The sequence below is a fragment of the Chitinophaga sp. SVR4-12A genome (assembly GCF_056754765.1).
The window spans coordinates 649007-666904 of the sequence record NZ_JBPGWP010000002.1 but is presented as its reverse complement, the minus strand read 5'-3'; the positions used below and the strand labels follow the sequence as shown (position 1 = coordinate 666904).

Annotated in this window: 10 protein-coding genes; 1 reads left to right on the top strand and 9 read right to left on the bottom strand. The window is 50.9% G+C overall.

The features are described from left to right. Positions 1-132: 132 nt before the first annotated feature. The 6 genes from ACR9Y8_RS29040 to ACR9Y8_RS29015 form a co-directional block, all read right to left on the bottom strand. Positions 133-1875 carry a tetratricopeptide repeat protein gene (locus ACR9Y8_RS29040; RefSeq protein ID WP_481216810.1) on the bottom strand — a complete coding sequence of 581 codons (1743 nt, stop codon included), beginning with the start codon at positions 1873-1875 and terminating at the stop codon, positions 133-135. Positions 1876-2074: 199 nt separating this feature from the next. Next, on the bottom strand, positions 2075-2956 hold the full coding sequence (locus ACR9Y8_RS29035) for an inositol oxygenase family protein (RefSeq protein ID WP_481216809.1): 882 nt from the start codon (positions 2954-2956) through the stop codon (positions 2075-2077). 122 nt (positions 2957-3078) lie between these two features. Beyond that, positions 3079-4710 carry a sodium/sugar symporter gene (locus tag ACR9Y8_RS29030; protein WP_481216808.1) on the bottom strand — a complete coding sequence of 544 codons (1632 nt, stop codon included), beginning with the start codon at positions 4708-4710 and terminating at the stop codon, positions 3079-3081. A 215-nt stretch (positions 4711-4925) separates the two neighbouring features. Beyond that, positions 4926-8108, bottom strand: coding sequence for an efflux RND transporter permease subunit (locus tag ACR9Y8_RS29025; protein ID WP_481216807.1), 3183 nt, complete (start codon positions 8106-8108; stop codon positions 4926-4928). A 133-nt stretch (positions 8109-8241) separates the two neighbouring features. Beyond that, positions 8242-9333 (bottom strand): efflux RND transporter periplasmic adaptor subunit, encoded by a 1092-nt coding sequence (locus ACR9Y8_RS29020; protein ID WP_481216806.1) that lies wholly within the window; start codon positions 9331-9333, stop codon positions 8242-8244. A 17-nt stretch (positions 9334-9350) separates the two neighbouring features. Beyond that, complete coding sequence (locus ACR9Y8_RS29015; protein ID WP_481216805.1) at positions 9351-10694, bottom strand: TolC family protein; 1344 nt, start codon at positions 10692-10694, stop codon at positions 9351-9353. 113 nt (positions 10695-10807) lie between these two features. On the opposite strand from ACR9Y8_RS29015, the gene ACR9Y8_RS29010 reads away from it, so the two are divergent. Further along, entirely contained in the window at positions 10808-11839 is a 1032-nt protein-coding gene (locus tag ACR9Y8_RS29010) for a hypothetical protein (protein ID WP_481216804.1), read from the top strand. Here the strand turns inward: ACR9Y8_RS29010 and ACR9Y8_RS29005 are convergent. Genes ACR9Y8_RS29005 through ACR9Y8_RS28995 form a run of 3 tightly spaced genes read right to left on the bottom strand, consistent with a single transcriptional unit; the run spans position 11836 to position 17778 of the window. After that, on the bottom strand, positions 11836-12726 hold the full coding sequence (locus ACR9Y8_RS29005; RefSeq protein ID WP_481216803.1) for a DUF5017 domain-containing protein: 891 nt from the start codon (positions 12724-12726) through the stop codon (positions 11836-11838). The two genes, ACR9Y8_RS29010 and ACR9Y8_RS29005, sit on opposite strands and share 4 nt — an antisense overlap. Before the next feature lie 52 nt (positions 12727-12778). Continuing rightward, entirely contained in the window at positions 12779-14353 is a 1575-nt protein-coding gene (locus tag ACR9Y8_RS29000) for a RagB/SusD family nutrient uptake outer membrane protein (RefSeq protein ID WP_481216802.1), read from the bottom strand. Positions 14354-14358: 5 nt separating this feature from the next. Further along, on the bottom strand, positions 14359-17778 hold the full coding sequence (locus tag ACR9Y8_RS28995; RefSeq protein ID WP_481216801.1) for a SusC/RagA family TonB-linked outer membrane protein: 3420 nt from the start codon (positions 17776-17778) through the stop codon (positions 14359-14361). Positions 17779-17898: the final 120 nt, after the last annotated feature.

Here is a 17898-nt window from a genome sequence, read left to right as displayed (position 1 = left end):
CGATATATCAAGACCAAACGTTTGAGATCAGATCTGAAGCAGACGTTAACAGCAGCCTGGATCACATAAAATCTCTTCCTCCTGTTGCAATTGAACATTTTGTCCGGGATTATATCAAATCCTGAAAGATTGCTATATCCTAGACGCACTCAACTTCACATCGGCCTTCTCAAAGGCCTTATCATACCGCTTTTTCACTGCGGTAGCTTCGCCTGATTTGCCCTGCGCTTTCAGGCTTTTATACAAACCTATTAGTGCCCAGCCGCTTTCCGGATAAGCCCGGAGGTCTTCCTGGTAATACTTTGCTGCAAGCTCGTGCTGCCCGGCTTGTATCAGTACATCTCCCAGTATTTCGCGCACAGGCTGATGCCAGTCTACCGGCTCGTTGTAGAGTAAGCGGTCTTCCTGCTGCATGGCGGCGGTGAGCATATCAATAGCGGCAGGATAGTTTTTCTGTGCGGCGGCCATCTCGCCTCGTACTATCTTTTCTGCAATTTCCATCACGTTGTAGGAAGAGTTGCGGGCGCCTATCTCTATGCTTTTAAGCGAGGTGTCACTACGAATAGCCGCAATAGCATCCGCTGCTGCCAAAGCTGCTGCCGGCTGACCTTTACGTGCATAAGCCACGCCGCGGCCAAAGTGCCACATGGCAGTCACAAATTTCCAGTCTTTATTGGGCGCAGGCATTTGCAAAAGCGAATCATACATTCCGAAACGCACCATGGCGAAGATGGGAGTAGCATATAATTGTTGTATGATATAGCCAAAGGGGCTTAGCATCATGGAGCGGTCTGACTTGCCCTGCAGATCACGGGCGGCCTGGAGGGCCACTTCACTGCGGCCTTCAAGGGTAGCGCAGGCCCAGAGGAAATGATAGTTATGCGGATGATACATGAGCGCATACAGGCCCTGCGAATGACATTCCGTAAGGTAGGCCAGATCAGCTTTAATAGATGCCTGGTTGGTGAGTGAACCTTCATGGTACTTGCCTGTACGGATATAGATATGCGCAGGCATATGCACCAGGTGGCCTGCATTGGGCATCAGCGTACGCAGGCGATCAGCGCTGGCCATGGCTTTAGCCGGATCAGCAGAGGCTTCCACGGCATGGATATAGAAGTGATTAGCGCCGGGATGGTTGTCCATTGAAGATAAAACACCTTCCAGCAATTGGAGTATCTCGGGCGTCCAGGCCTGGGGCGTACCGTCTTTCAGCCAGTAGTCCCATGGGTGAAGGTCCATGATAGCTTCTGCACTGAGGGAGGCTACATCAGGATCTTCCGGGAATTGCTGGTGCACTTCGCGCATGGCAGCGGCGTAGGCTTCATCCAGCGGACGCCTGTCGGCCGGCGCATTCGCCACATAGCGTTTGGCGATCGCGTTGATGAGGGCCTTTTCTTTGGGCGATGCGTTGTCCATCAAAGACAAGGCCTTGCCCACTGCTTCCACTACCCTGCCTTCGTCTGACGCGTCCATAGGCGCATTGATATTCGGGCCCAGGGTAAGGGCCTGCCCCCAGTAGCTCATTGCACAGGAAGGATCCAGGCGGGCCGCTTCTGCGAAAGCGCGGTAAGCTTCCAGGTGATTGAAACCGTAGTACAGGCGGATGCCCTGGTCAAAGAAGGCCTGGGCCTCGGGTACAGTGGTAGTTATGGCGCAATGATAATCGCCGAGTCCCTCAAGGTGGGGCGCAAAAGGTTTGGTGGAATCGGTCATATCATCCAGGAAACTCCTGTCGGGCACTGCGCAATAGGCGTACACTCTTTCCGGCGCTGCAGTAATTACAGGGGTTCTTGCAGAACGATAATAGCGGATGGCAGATAATAGCATAACAGCTACTAACAGGAAAAGGGGTATTAAAAACAATCGTTTCATGCTGCGAATGTTTTGAGGTTATAATTTGGGGCTTATAAGGATACTGTAAAAAAAGCGATAGTATTAGAACGCGGCGCTACAAAAGTACAATAATTGTCAGGAGGCGGCGGCATATTTTTCAGGGAATGAGTTAAAGCTTCAGGGCATAAAAAATGGGCTGCACTTCTCGGTGCAGCCCATTTTTCATTTTTCACCCGGTTTAGAGACGGATGGTTGCGGGCAAATATTTAGCAATAAGATCTTCGTAATAAGATTTCAGCTCACTTACAACCGGTGGGTTCGGGCTTTTGGAATACAGATCGTAAGGATTGAATTTTTTTACCCATTCAAACATTTCCCTGTCATGATCATTCATCAGGTGCTCATAAGCATGCTCACGGTGCTGGGAATAGAAGGAATGGTAACGGATCATGTACAGTGCCGGCTCAGGCAGATAATCTTTGGTGATATGATAGAGGTATTCATCATGGCCCCATGACATATGCACGTTATCCAGCCCGCAGTTGGGCGAATACACGCCGTATTTGGTGTTATATCTTTCGTCGTTGATATCCGGGTTGTCTTTGAAGAATTCAGGATATACGATCTTGTCGGAGAACTGGCAGCCTACAGGGAAAGTATCCCCTACTACCGCCCATTGAGCTTCGCCGAACAGGCAAAGCACCTTGCCCATATCATGAATGAAACCGGTGAGCACAAACCAGTCGGGATGGCCGTCTGCACGGATAGCTTCTGCTGTTTGCAGCAGGTGCTGCAGCTGGTCAAGATCAATATCAGGATCGGAATCGTCCACCAGGGTATTCAGGAATTCCATGGCGTTCCATACCGGCATTTCCTTACGGTTAAATTGCAGGAACTCTTTCTTCTTCTCCTGTACAAAATCGTATGTCTGGTATTTATGGTTCAGACGGTAAAACTCACGTACGGTATCCCGGCCCGGGTTCTCGTAATTACGGAACTCTTCTTTGGTCTTGGATGCTTGTCCTTCTTCAGGATAACGTTTTAATACATCATCTTCCCATTGTTCAATACTTTGAAGCGGTTGCAATTCTTCATTGGTAAATTGGTTTGCTACCCTCATAAACGTGAATTTTAAGCGTTTTTATTGTCTTTTTATGGACGTCTATCTACCTAAATTTACTGATTTCAATCGATTTCTACTAACTTTTTTGTGCTAAAATCTTGTTACTGTTTAGCGGTTTATCACCAGAAAACAGTGTACAACGCCGTCAGGATACCTACGATAATAACAGACCCTACAATGAATGCAGGGGATGTTTTAAACATGGAGGTATCGATGTGAATGATACGGGGAAGGTATTTGCTTTTATTATCGAGCAGGGTGATAATGATCATGAGCACTACGAGTATGACAAATACGATGGTCATGCGGTCCAGGAAGGGATAGTCCGGGAACTGCCCGTTGGTCCACACCGGGAGGAACTTCAGTATGGTAGACAGCGGGATGGTAAGCAGCGCAGCGGTCAGCGCGGCACTTGACGTGGTGCGTTTCCACAGGAAGCCCAGCAGGAAAATAGCCAGTACGCCAGGAGAAATAAAGCCAACATATTCCTGGATGAACTGGTAAGCCTGATCCAGGGTGGTGAGGGCCGGTGCAACAACGCTGGCGATCACCATGGCTACGATCACCGTATAACGCCCTACCCGCACCAGGTGCTGTTCAGATGCCTCTTTATTGAAAAAGCGTTTGTAGATGTCCAGTGAAAAGATGGTGGAAATACTATTGGCCTTACCGGCGAGAGAAGCTACCACCGCGGCGGTCAGTGCTGCAAAAGCCAGGCCTTTGAGGCCGGGAGGCAGGAGGTTCATGAGCGTTGGATAGGCCTGGTCTGGTTTCACCACACCGGCGGCATTGGTCATCTCATGCGTAAACACCCCATTCTTATACAGCACATAAGCCGTAATGCCGGGCAACACCGCGATCACAGGGATCAGCAGTTTCAGGAAAGCGGCAAAGAGGATCCCGCTGCGGGCAGTTTTGAGATCGGCCCCTAAAGCGCGCTGGATGATGTACTGATTACAGCCCCAGTAGTTCAGGTTATTGATCCACATGCCGCCTATCAATACAGAGAGGCCGGGCAGGTCTTTATAATAGGGATGCGAACTATCGAAGATCATATGGAAATGGGTAGGCGCCTGCTCTTTGATCAGGGAGAGGCCTTTCCATATATTTTTGCCAAAGCCGAAATGTTCGGATACCAGGTTCAGGGCCAGGTAAGTGGTTACCAGTCCGCCGAGGATCAGCACAAACACCTGCACCACATCGGTATAACCGATCACTTTCATACCTCCCAGGGTAACGAAGACGGCGAAAATAGCCAGTCCGGCAACACACCAGCCAAAGCTGATGCCCGAGATAGCGTTGATGGCCAGCGCGCCCAGGTAGATAATGGAAGTAAGGTTCACGAATACGTATACCAACAGCCAGAACACTGCCATGGTAGTACTTACGGCGGCATTATAGCGTTCCAGCAGGAACTGCGGCATGGTATAGATCTTATTCTTCAGGTAAACCGGGATAAAGAACACGGCGACGATGATCAGGGTAGCTGCCGCCATCCATTCATACGTGGAAATAGCGAGGCCCAGGGCAAAGCCGGAACCCGACATACCGATAAAGTGCTCTGCAGAGATATTGGAAGCGATCAGGGAGGCGCCAATGGCCCACCAGGTGAGCGAGCCTTCTGCCAGGAAAAAGTCTTTTGTGCTGGTAACGGCGGAACGTTTACGACGGTAGATGTAATAACCGTAGCCCGATACAAGGATAAAATAGAAAAGAAAAACTAAATAATCCGGGAATTGTAGATGATTCATAACGCTGGAAGATAGATAATAAGGGAGTAAAATAAAAATTAATGTGGAGAGTTGCAATAATTGATTTGTGTTAAAAGATTGCTTCGTCGCCCCAGGCACGGAGGCCGCATAGCTCCTCGCAATGACGCGGACGAGACCGAAGCGATGATTGCAGCACAGAGGGCTTTTCGCAATGACGCGGACGAGACCGAAGCGATGATTGCAGCACAGGGGGCTTACTCCGCCAAATGGTCGGGCTTCTGGCGTTCTTTCCCTTCTGCTTCCAGCCTGGCCAGTTTCTTTTTGCCATAGGCTACGCGGGTGATCAGCACATATAGTACAGGCACAGTAAAAATGGCCAGCAGGGTGGCGGCCAGCATGCCGCCAATAACAGTAAAGCCTATATTAAGACGGGCGGCAGCGCCGGCGCCTTTGGCCAGGCAAAGTGGCAGCACGCCCAGGATGAAGGCGAAGGAAGTCATGAGAATAGGACGGAAACGCAGCTGCACCGCATCGAGGGTGGCCTCTATGAGTGGTACGCCCCTGTCAACGCGCTCTTTACAAAACTCTACGATCAGGATGGCGTTCTTGGCGGCGAGCCCGATGAGCGTGATGAGCCCTACCTGTGAGTATACACTGTTCTGCTGACCGGCCAGGTACAGGGCCACGACAGACCCGAAGAGGGCAATGGGCACTGCCAGCAATACCGCCAGCGGTACCGACCAGCTTTCATACAGGGCTACCAGCAACAGGAACACGAACAATACAGAGAGCAGGAAGATCATGGTGCTTTTGTTACCTGCTTCGATCTCCTGCTTGGAGATGTTGGTCCATTCGTAGCCAAAATTGGCCGGCAGCACCTGGGCTGCCACTTCCTGCAGGGCCTGGAGGGCATCGCCGGAACTGTAGCCGGGATTATTAACGCCATCTATTTGAACGGAGCGGTAGAGATTAAAGTGATTCAGCACCGGTGCGCCGCCGGTTTTGGTGTGGGTAGTGAGCGCGCTGAGGGGCACCATCTCCCCTGCTGCATTCTTCACATAGTACATACCCAGGTTCTCAATAGACTGGCGATACACGGTATCCGCCTGCATTACTACCCTGAATGCGCGGCTGAAACGGGTAAAGTCATTGACGTAAAGGCCTCCCAGGTAGGTTTGCAGGGTGTTAAACACATCGCTGATCGCAACGCCCATCTGCTTGCATTTATCACGATCCACTTCCACATTGTATTCGGGCGTGGCGGAACTGAAGAAAGTATACGCCCGCATGATCTCCGGGCGTTTGTTGACTGCGGCCAGGAACTGGCCCATAACCTGGCTGAATTCCCGTACATCCGTGCCCGTTTTCTGTTCGAGAATGAACGAAAAACCACCGCTGGTACCAAAACCGCGAAGCGTTGGGAAAGGGATCGCCAGGATCTGCGCGCCGGGGATCTGTGAAAGCCGGCCCTGCAGGCGGCCAATCACTGCGTTCATATCGTCCTTCGTTCCTTTATATCGTTCAGACCATGGCTTGAGACTGAGAAAGTAAGTAGCAGAATTAGGTTTGATGGCATTGGCCACGATATTGATCCCGCTTACGCCCATGAAATGGTTGATGGCCTTGTCGTGCAGCAGGATATCGTTGATCTCCCGGCCAATAGCGCGGGTACGGGCAGAAGAAGATGCATCCGGCAGCTCCACTGAAATGATCAGCGTGCCCATGTCTTCCTGGGGAATAAAGGTGGTAGGCACAATGCGGAACAGGAAGAAGGCCACCAGGAAGAGCAGCAGCAGGCCTCCCAGCACAAATGGCGTTCCCTTAATGGCCCTGCGCACCCCATTGGCATAGGCCCTGGTAGTGCGGGTAAAGAAGCGGTTAAAGCGATAGAAGAAATGGTTCAGGAACCCTTTGGATTGCTCCGTTATATGCGACGGCCTTAACAGCATGGTACATAAAGCGGGCGTAAATGTGAGCGCCAGGAAAGCAGACAACAACACAGAGAAGGCAATGGTGAGGGCAAACTGCTGGTACAGGCGGCCGCTTACACCGGGGATAAAAGCCACCGGCACAAATACGGCAGCCAGCACCAATGCAATAGCGATCACCGGCGCCTGCACTTCAGACATCGCTTTGTAGGTAGCCTCCAGGGGCGACATCTTATCAGCGTCTATATGGTGCTGCACCGCTTCTACCACCACAATGGCGTCGTCCACCACGATACCGATAGCCAGCACAAAGCCGAAGAGGGTGAGTGTATTAATGGAAAAGCCCAGGAGCTTGAAGAAGATAAAGGTGCCGATAATGGATACCGGTATCACCAGCACAGGGATCAGCGTGGCCCTCCATTCTTCCAGGAATATAAACACCACCAGTGTTACGAGGATGAGGGCGATGATAAATGTTTCTACCACTTCATCAATAGAGATCTCTACAAAGGAGGTGGTTTCAAAAGGCACGATCCATTCAATGTCGTTAGGGAAAGATCTTGCCAGTTCCCGCATCTTGCGGTTCACGCCCTGCGCCACGTCGAGCGCATTGGCGCCGGGCATCAGGTACAGGGCCAGACCGGTGCCTATCTTCCCATCGGCACGAATGTCGGTAGCGTAGGTAAAAGTGCCCAGCTCTACGCGGGCAACGTCTTTAAGGCGCACCAGCGAACCATCCCTTGGGTTGGCGGCCACTACGATCCCGTTAAATTCTTCTGCGGTAATGAGACGGCCTTTTACTTTCACATTGTATTCGAAAGACTGTTTGTTATAGGCCGGGGGAGCGCCCACAATACCTGCAGGCACCTGCTGGTTCTGTTCAGTGATAGCGGCGGCCACCTGGCGGGTGGTAAGGCCCAGGGCGGCCATCTTATCAGGCTTCAGCCAGATGCGCATGCTGTAATCCTGTGCAAAGGCCTGTACATCGCCGATGCCGGGCACGCGTAAGAGCTCGGGCTTGAGATAGATGTTCAGGTAATTATCCATGAAGCCGCGGTCGTGCGTGTTGTTGGGTGATTTAAGCGCAATCACCATCAGCATGTCGTTGGAGCGTTTTTTGGTGGTCACCCCTACCCTTCTAACGTCATCGGGTATACTGGGTGTGGCCAGGTTCACGCGGTTCTGCACGTCCATAGTGGCAATATCAGGATCTGTGCCGATATTGAAGGTAACGGTAATGCTGCTGGAGCCATCGTTGGCGCTTACAGACTGTATATACATGGCGCCGGGCGTACCGTTGATCTGGTTCTCGATAGGTGTGGTAACGGTTTCCTCCACCGTTTGGGCGTTGGCGCCGATGTAGGTGGCCTGTACAGATACCACGGGCGGAGAGATATCGGGCAACTGGGCAACGGGCAGGGTGAACATACAGATCAACCCCACTATCACAATAATGATAGCTATTACAACGGTAGTGTTCTTGCGTTGTATGAATGTTGTCGAGATCATGTTCTTTTAGTTGTCAGTTGACAGTTGTAAGTTGTAAGTTGTCAGTCGTAAGTTGTCAGTCGTAAGTCGTAAGTGATTAGTTGTTAGTGAATGCAGCAAACAGGTATCCGCGTTAATCACTGACAACTGACAACTAACGACTGACGACTACTTTTACCGTATCTCCGGGGCGGGCTTTCTGCAAGCCTTCCACAACTACCTGTTCGCCGGCTTTCAGGCCTTTGTTGATCACCAGCATGGTATCTGTTTGCGGGCCGGGCACTACCTGCCGCAGTTGCAGCGTATTGCCGGGACCTATGACGTATACATTCTTTTCGGACAAGGTTTCCATAATGGCTTTGGCAGGAATGGCCAGCGCCGTATCCGGTGTTTGGTACTGCAGTATGGCAACGGCAGTCATGCCCGATTTCAGCTGTCCGCCTTTATTTGGAAACTGCAGGCGTACACGTATGGTACCGGTTTGCGGATCAACGATATTGTTGATGGTGAGCATTTGCCCGGGTTCCTCATACGTAGTGCCGTCGTTAAATCCCAGCAGGAATTTGCGGGTAGGATGTTGCTTCGACGTAAATTCCTGGATGCGGCTTTGTGGCACGTCAAAATCTGCATAGATGGGATCTTCGTTCACGATGGTGTTGATGAGGGTTTGACCGGCGTTAACAATATCGCCTACCTTGATCTGCACGATGCCGATCTTACCATTGACCGGGGCGCGTACCACCGCATGGTTTACATCTGTACCGGCTCTCTGCAGGGCGGCTTTTGCAGCAGCCACATTGGCTTCGGATGTTTTGGCGGCGGTGGCGGCCTGCTCTACGGTCTGACGGGAAATAGCATCATGCGTGAGCAGGTTCTGATAACGTTCAAGGTCGCGCTGCTTCTGCGCCAGGTCTGCCTGCGCCTGTAAGAGAGAGGCGTTCATCTGGCTATAGGCGGCTGCATAACGGCTCTTGTCTATCTCGTACAGCGGCTGCCCTTTGCGCACGGTACTTCCATCTTTGGCAAGAATGGCTTCCAGGTAGCCGGTGACGTCGGTATGCAGCTGCACAATGTTATTGCCGATGAGGGTAGCCGGAAAGCTTTCCTGGATGGTATAAGATCCCTGGTTAACGGTAACGGCAACTACCGTGGCTTTCATGTGCGGCATACCGCCTCCGGGGGGTTGCTTTTTAGCGCCGCAGGCAAGCAAACAGCAAGAGAGCCCTATTATCAGAAAACGTTGCATATATCAAGTTTGAACGTCTATTTGATCTTTCCCATCGCCCTGTCCAGGTCCAGTTTGGTGACCAGCGCGTTCAGCAGGGCGCTGATATAATCGCTGCGCGACTGCTGCAATTCACTTTCTGCGGAGATCACATCCAGGCTGGAAGATACGCCCTGGTCATATTTCAGTACAATACGGTCATACACGCCCTGGGTAAGCTGCATATTTGTTTCCTGGGTCTTAAGGAGCGCCAGGTTATTCTGATACTGTGTATAAGCATTCTTAACGTCCAGCTGGATCTGCTGGCCCATGTAATCCAGGTCGTTCAGGGATTTCTGCAGGGTGATCTTTTGTTGGTTCACCTGGTGCAGGCGCTCCGTACCGGTAAAAATGGGCCAGGACAGGCTAAGCCCCAAAGCGGAGGTGCCGTAGCCTTTCTTATACAGGTCGCCAAAAGATTCAGAGAAATAATTGAAACCGTAGTTAATGAAGCCAGAGAGCTCGGGCAGGATCTGCAGCTTCTTACTTTTCAGGCTGAGCCTGTTCAGTTCGATCTGGGTAAGCTGCTGGCTGTATTCCACCCGGTCTTCCACACGATAGCTCAGGGTATCCAGCACCTGTTGCGGCGAGAAATCTGTTACCGTTTGTGAAAGCCGCAGTGAATCCTGCTGGGGAATACCTGCCTGGAACTTCAGCAGTTCGAAGCTGTAGGCCAGCAGGCGCCGCTGGTTTTCTATGGCCGTAACGATGTTATTATATGATACGGTGATACGGTCTACATCCACTCTTTCTCCCACGCCCGCATCGTAACGGGCACGGGTATCCGCCAGGGTCTTTTTCAGCTGGGCTTCATTGGCGGCGGTAAGGCGGATGTTCTCTTCATTGACCAGGACGGTGTAATATGCTTTCATCACTGCTACCCGGGTATCAATAGCGGTACGGCGCAGGTTCTTCTCTGACAGTTCACCGTATACGCGCGATGCTTTCAGGCCCAGGAAATAATCACTGTTAAAGATGGTTTGGTTCACCTGTCCGAACACGTTGGAGGTGTATTTTGTTCCGAACTGTACAGGTATTTTCTGATCGAGGTTACCGTTGACAAAATCAGGAATGAGTGAGGTCTGTAGTTTGAGGTTATCCTGGAAGTTACCGCTGATATCAGCATGAGGTAGCAGCTTGCCTGTGCTTTCCCGGATCTGTTCCCGGGCATACTGTTGATCCAGCCTGGCGTTCACTACATCGCGCTGATGCTGAAGGGCGTACTGCACACAATCCTCCAGACTAAACACGTTGATCTTTCTTGTTGATGAATCTACCTGCGCTTGCGTAGCAAATATCCCCAGCCAGACAGTAGTTGTTAACGTACATAAAATACGACGCATAACTGGTCTACTTTAGCGGACAGAGGGTCATTCCTCAGATAACAACAATATTTGACAAAAAGTTGAAGCGTATTAAATTTAAATAAATAATTTGAGCTTTTCAATACTTCTCTATGCTTGAGGTAGATAAAAGAGATGCACACCTGCTTGAAAAGGCCATTAATGAATGGCAGGCATCCCAACTTATTAACCCGGAACAGGCGCAGCAAATGCGGCAGGGATACCGGGTACGGGCAGCCAATACAGACTGGCAGACGATTACCCTGTACATCTTTATTGCGGCAATTTCCTGTGCGCTGATGGCGTTTGGCTCACTGGTGCTCGATGAAAAGTGGATAGAAGTATTGCGAAAGAAACTATCGCTGACGGATAGCGTAATTGCAGGGCTGTTTGCTGCCCTTACCATCTTCCTCTGCTATCATGGTTACCGCCGGCAGCAAAAGCAGCCTGCCTTTTCGCTAAACCGGGAGATCTACTGGCTGCTGCCCGTTCTCAGTACGGGCGTAACGGTAGTGTACCTTGGCAAAAGCCTGCAATACCTGGATGGTAATTACGGCGCTTTCTGGCTGCTGGCCACTGTTACCTACGGCATACTGGGCATCCTGTTATCATCTCCACTGCTGTGGACTGCCACCCTGCTTTGCCTGATACCCGCTTACGTAAAGCTCAGTTATTATATTACAGGCGACGCCTCCTGGTTCCTGGGGATGAACCTGCCCTGCCGGATGTTTGTGCTGGCTTTGATCATGCTCCTGTTGCACCGGCTCGCGCTCTCTTATAAAAGGTACCAGGCGGTACAGCATATTACCTGGGTGGGCAGCTGGCTGTTGCTGTTACTCTCTGCCTGGCTTATTTCTATTTTTGGCAACAGCGGCACCTGGAGCGAATGGCAGCTGATACGCCAGTACCAGTTGCTGTGGTGGGTAGCCGGCTACACCCTGCTATGCGCCGCTGTGGTATGGCTGGGTATTCGCATGCGCGACAACCTGGTGCGTGATTTTGGCGTGGTGTTCCTGTTACTGGACATGTATACCCGCTATTTTGAATACCTGTGGGACCGTACCCATAAAGGCATCTTCTTCACTATACTGGCGCTATCATTCTGGTGGATAGGGCGAAGAATTGAAAAATGGAAAAAGATCTAGGGCCCTACTGTTATGGTAAATGTTTTTACTACCTCACGGTGCTCGTCTATTGAAGCATTGAAAGCTACGAAGGTAAGTGTATAGGTGCCTGGCTTGCTGTAGATGTAATAATAGCTGTCGATCGTAGCACTGCCCAGGTCCCGGATGGAAATACCTGCATCCCTGGTCACCGTTCTGAGATCAAAGGCCCTTGAGATCAGCCAGTCGTCATTATCGTCCCTGGTACTGTTGGCGATTGTGCCATTGATCCCTACCTGTCCGCTGGTGGGCACGTTCCAGGCTACCGTAGGGTTTTTAAGATCAACCGCTGCCCAGCCTACCTGGCTGGCGGCAACAATGGTGGATACTTTATCCGGCAGCACATGCTTAATATCGAATGTGCGGATAGACCAGCTGGGTTGTTGCAGGGTATCGCTATAGTAGCCCAGATAGCGCAGCGCGATGTACACCGGTCTTTGCGTTTTTGCGAAAGCGCTGAGGTCGATAATACCGGAAGGCGTTCTGTCTGCGCCGGTGGAGAGCAGGGCCTGGCTGGTAATATCCGTCCAGCCGGCTTTCATAATGCCTGCGGAATCATAAGCCCCGTTAAAGTCTGTAGACACCAGCAGCTTCAGCGTATTGGTCTCCCCTTTATTCTGAAGATATGAAGTGAATTGCAGCTGGGGAATGCCATCTGCAATTGTGCGGTCTTTATACTGATAGCTGAGCCCCGGCTCGCCTGAGTAAAAGGTAATATTATCTGCCTGGCCGCTGAAGCTAAAGCGCACGGTATCGCCTACCCTGAATGTGGCGCCGGCAATACTTACGTCGAAGGCGGGAGTGGCGACTTCCAGCTTTCTGCAGCTGAACAGCAGGCAAAAAAGACATATGTAGACAAGCGTTTTCATGTTTTAGTGTTTGAAGTTTGAAGTTTGAGGTTTGAGGTTCAAACCTCAAACTTTACCATCCGGGGTTTTGTACCAATAACCTGTTCACCGCCATATCATGCGCCGGTATGGGCATCAGCAGGTGACGATCTGATAAATTATTAGCCGCGGTGGCAGTGAATTTATGGCTTGCAGGGGCATTGGCAGTGATATCGTCTGCCATGGCTTTCATGGTGGGAATAAAGATCCCCCAGCGAATCAGGTCATATTTGCGGAGCGCTTCGAAGCAAAGCTCCCTGGAGCGCTCATCCTGTATAGCCTGGCGAAGGGCATCTTTACCAGACTGTTGCTCGGGCAGCAGATCGGGCTGGCTGGTAGAAGTATCGCCGCTTAGCAGTTTGCCATAAGCGCGGCGCCTTACCTGGTTGACGGCGTCGATGGCGAGCGGTGTAGGTCCGTTGAGCTCATTCTCTGCTTCGGCCATCATCAGCAGCACATCCGCATAACGCAATACGGCAAAGTTCTGGGGAGTCAGGTTTTTGTTCTTGGGCGTCAGCGTTTCATATTCGCGGCGCCATTTACCGATGTTCAGTTCCCAGAGGTTATTATTCTTCTTGTAGGTATCGTTAGCACCGGTGTAGTTATAATTTGCGCAATTCCAGTCGCGGCGCAGATCGGCCGCTTCGTACATATTATACAGCTTGTTGGTGACATTCACGGAGCCATAGCTGTAACCTATTTCAAGGTTGGCGCATTTCACGCCGATGTTATTGCCGATACGGCCAGATTCGTCAAACACGCCGGTGCCATTGCCGGCGAACTCGATCTCCCAGATACTTTCCTTTACATCATATTTATCCTGGGCATAGTTGATGAAGATCTGTTTGTAGTCGGGGTTCAGCGCATGTTCACCTGATTGTATCACCTTTTTAGCCCAATCCAGGGCCTCCTGGTACCTGGCAACATCATGCAGCGGATACCCGGCCATTGTTAAACATACCCTTGCCAGGACACCCTCTACGGCGGTTTTGCTTACGCGGCCGCTATAGCCCAGGGAAGTGACTGTTTGCGTTTGCAGCAGGCTTTCTGCTTCCTTCATATCTTCCAGGATCTGCGCATATACTTCCTTCAGCGGTGCGCGGGCAATATGCACGTTATCTACAGAAAGAACAGGATCCAGGATGATGGGCACATCGCCAAAGTTGATGGCAAGCAGGAAGTAATAAAATCCGCGCAGGAACAGGGTCTCTCCTTTTACAATACTTCTTTTTGTTTCGTCCATCGCAGGGCGGTTTACGCTGGCCAGCAAAACATTGGCGCGGGAAATGCCTTGCCAGATGGCGCGCCAGAAGCCGGCTACCTGGGCATTACCCGGATCATATACATACATGCGCATACCGGTGGCCGGATTACCGGCCTGGTAACTTTCGTCCGTACTGGAGTTGATGGGCCAGGTCATATAATCGCCATAGATCTGTTCTTTGCCCAGCATATCGTATACGCCCAGCAGGCCGCGGTTCAGCTGCTCTTCTGTAGTATAATAGGTATCTGTAGGCAACACATCCGTGGGCTTGGTTTCGAGGAATTTTTTACAGCCGCTGCCGGTTGTCAGCAAAAGTATGGTCAACAAAAAGTATATGCGTTTCATAGCTATCAAAGTGAAAGGTTCAATCCAAAAACAATTGTTCTTGCCATTGGGTATGCAGCCCAATCGAAGCCGGGCGTTAAAGTGGAATTGCGGGTAGATACTTCGGGATCACGGCCGGAGTATTTGGTCCAGGTATACAGGTTCTGGGCAGTTACATAAAGGCGGAGGCTTTTCATCTTATATCTCCTCATGAACTGTGCAGGTACTGTATATGCGAGGCTGACTGTTTTCAAACGCAGGTAAGAACCATCTTCTATTACGCGGGAAGAGTAATAGCCGGGGCCTTGTCCGTTGGGCCGGTGCAGGGTATTGGAGGGATTGCCAGGCGACCAGTGATTTACATAGCTGGCGTACTGGTTCACACTGGGCGTGCCTTTACCATTCCCTTCAAATACCAGGCGGTTCGCGTTCAGGATGTCGTTACCATAGGACCATTGAAAGAAGACGCTAAGCTCAAAGCCTTTGTAAGAAAAGTTATTTGAGAAGCCGCCTTTGTGGATGGGCAATGATCTCCCGATCACGGTAAAATCTTTTGCATTCACTACCAGGTCTCCGTTGAGGTCTTTATACTTTATATCTCCCGGTTTGATGTTCTGGCGTTCTACACCGTTGGTGGTAATATTGCCTTTGAGGAAGTAACGCCCATCGGCGCCTTTATCAAAGTCTTCATACTGGTATACGCCATCCCATACCGGGCCATAAAACTGTGCGACCGGCTCTCCTATTTTAGCGATGTATAAGGGAAAGCCCCAGCTGGCATCCCAAAGTACAGGCGTGAGGATGGATGCCTGGTTCTCTGATAAGCCCAGCACTTTATTGCTGTTAAAGCTGATGTTGAAGGAGGAGGTCCATTGAAAATTGCGGGATGTCACATTCACGGTATTGAGGGTGAGCTCCAGTCCCTGGTTCCTCATTTTGCCGATGTTCTTATACCCCTCGTCGAAACCGGTAGTATAGGGCAAAATAGCGTTCAGCAGCAGGTCGTTGGTGGTTTTGCGGTAAAGGTCTGCCGTCAGGGAGATCCGGTCTTTATACAGGCCCAGATCGATGCCCAGGTTGAACTGGGTGGTGGTTTCCCATTTCAGGCGCGGGTTACCCAGGGTTTGCAGCTTGACGCCTGCAACGGGGATCCCGTTATTGAATGAATAGGAAACGCTGGTAGGCAATGCCAGCGTAGACAGATAAGGAAAATCGCTCACGCGGTTATTGCCGGTGGCGCCATAGGAGAGCCTGATCTTGGCATCGGAAATAATGGGTAGCCGTCTCATGAACTTCTCTTCCCCGATACGCCAGGCAAAGGCGCCGGAGGGGAACCATCCCCATTTGTAACCGGGCGCAAATTTTGAGGAGCCATCGTTACGGATAGAAGCAGTGAACAGGTAGCGGGAGTTGAAGATGTAATTGATCCTGCCCAGGAAAGAGGCCAGCGTATTTTCAGAACGTTGCGAAAGCACATTCTGGGTAGCGCCTTCATCCAATCCATCGATGCCTAGTGATTCATTAAGGATCTGCGATGCTGTTAACCGGTAGAGCGATGTTTGTGTACCCTGTGCGGTGAAGCCGGCAACAGCCGTTACCTGGTGGCGCCTGTTAAAGATCTTGTTATAGGTAAGCGTGTTCTCATTGAGCCAGTTGCTGAGCAAGCCGTTACTTACGCTGCCATTGGGCCCTTTGATGTTATAGCGCGGGTTGCCGGTGGAGGTAAAGGAATTATAAAAGGATTCAGCTCTTGACCAGTTGTTATTGATACCGCCCGACACCCGCAATGTGAGGTTGGGCATGATGCGGTATTGCAGATAGCCGTTCACAATAAGGTTGTTGCCGATGCGATTGTTGATCTCATTCTTTGCAGACAGCACAGGGTTAATGCGGTAGTCTGCATTGACCAGGCCATCTACGGCGGGGTCATAGAGCTCGTCCAGCAGGCTGCTGCTGTCATTACCGGACACGGGGCGATATGCCAGCGCCTGGAACATGAGGTTTACGGAACCGGCGGTAGCGCCTGAAGAAACGATGATGCCGGAGGATCTTGTGCGGGCATAATTCACGTTAACGCCTATTTTTAATTTGTCGTTCAGGGTTTGATCCAGCACCAGCCTGCCCTGGTAGCGGCTAAAGCCTGAATTGATGATCAGGCCCTGCTGGTTAAAATTATTAAGAGAGAGCGAGTATTGTGTTTTGTCTGTTCCGCCGCGGATGGCGAGGTCGTGGTTCTGCATGGGCGCCAGGCGTAGCAGCTGTTCCTGCATGTCGAGCCCTTTTACATTCCGGTAGTCTTCCAGGGTCTTTCCATCTTTCAGGTAGAGATCCGCTGCATTGGGTGCGGTCAGCAGCTGGTATTGTACAAATTCATAAGCGTTCATCATCCTTGGCCTGTTCATATCCTGCTGCAGGCCTGCGTACCCGTTGTAGGTAACTACGGGATCTCCTTTCTTCCCCTTTTTGGTGGTGATGATGATCACACCGTTTGCTCCGCGGGAACCATAAATAGCGGTAGCAGAAGCATCTTTCAGGATATCGATGGATTCGATATCCGAAGGGCTGATCATGTTATTGTCGGGGTTTTCAATAGGGAAGCCATCAATCACATACAGAGGAGAATTATCCTGTGTAATTGAATTGGCTCCCCGTATTACTATATTGTTGGATGAACCTGGTTGGCCGTCGTTAGCGGATACTTCCACCCCTGCCACGCGGCCGGCAAGGGCATCATCAAAAGATTTCACGGGCGCTTTCGAAAAGTCGGACATGTTTACCTGGCCTACTGATCCTGTCACATCTTTCTTTTGTGCGGTGCCATAGCCGATCACCACTACCTGGTCGAGCCCCGTGATCTGATCTTCCATTACTACGTTAACGGCGGAACGTCCGTTGAGGGCTAATTCCTGGGGTTTAAACCCTATATAGCTGAACACGAGCGTTTGATGAAGGTCTGGCAGCGTGGCAGTAAAAACCCCTGATCTGTCGGTAACACCTTTAGTTGCACCATCTTTTGCGCTGACGCTTACACCTGGCAGCGGTTCGTTCTGCGCATCTGTTACCTTTACCAGCACTTTCTGTTGCAATACGGTGGCGGCGGAAGCCTCGGGGCGTTGTTGCTCCTGTTTCTTAAGCACAATAGCCCCATCGCGGATGGTCCAGTCTACCTTTTTATTTTTCAGCACAACGCCCATCACGGTGGAGAGCTCCGCCTGATCAAAACGGACATTTAATTTCTCCTTATCATCCAGCAGCTGGTTAGCGTAAAAGACTGTTAAACCGGTCTGCTGTTTGATGGCACTGAATATTTCAGCGATGCTGATACTTGCATTGTTCAGGGTTACGCGCGGATTGTTTTGAGCAAAACCGGTGAACGCCCGGGCAATTAACAGGCCAAGCAATATGTGAAGGCGCACACGGCGCCCGTATTGTAAAAGTTTTTCCATAACGCTGACAATCGTTTAGTCGTTTACATGAACTGGGGTGTATTTATCTAAAGACTGGATTGTGGGAGAAATGGGTGAAGGGATGTGAATAATGATACTATTTTAGCAAAAGCGGCTGAA

Coding starts and splice junctions, on each gene's coding strand:
- ACR9Y8_RS29040 (WP_481216810.1), bottom strand. CDS start 1,875: ATGAAACGATTGTTTTTAATACCCCTTTTCCTGTTAGTAGCTGTTATG.
- ACR9Y8_RS29035 (WP_481216809.1), bottom strand. CDS start 2,956: ATGAGGGTAGCAAACCAATTTACCAATGAAGAATTGCAACCGCTTCAA.
- ACR9Y8_RS29030 (WP_481216808.1), bottom strand. CDS start 4,710: ATGAATCATCTACAATTCCCGGATTATTTAGTTTTTCTTTTCTATTTT.
- ACR9Y8_RS29025 (WP_481216807.1), bottom strand. CDS start 8,108: ATGATCTCGACAACATTCATACAACGCAAGAACACTACCGTTGTAATA.
- ACR9Y8_RS29020 (WP_481216806.1), bottom strand. CDS start 9,333: ATGCAACGTTTTCTGATAATAGGGCTCTCTTGCTGTTTGCTTGCCTGC.
- ACR9Y8_RS29015 (WP_481216805.1), bottom strand. CDS start 10,694: ATGCGTCGTATTTTATGTACGTTAACAACTACTGTCTGGCTGGGGATA.
- ACR9Y8_RS29010 (WP_481216804.1), top strand. CDS start 10,808: ATGCTTGAGGTAGATAAAAGAGATGCACACCTGCTTGAAAAGGCCATT.
- ACR9Y8_RS29005 (WP_481216803.1), bottom strand. CDS start 12,726: ATGAAAACGCTTGTCTACATATGTCTTTTTTGCCTGCTGTTCAGCTGC.
- ACR9Y8_RS29000 (WP_481216802.1), bottom strand. CDS start 14,353: ATGAAACGCATATACTTTTTGTTGACCATACTTTTGCTGACAACCGGC.
- ACR9Y8_RS28995 (WP_481216801.1), bottom strand. CDS start 17,778: ATGGAAAAACTTTTACAATACGGGCGCCGTGTGCGCCTTCACATATTG.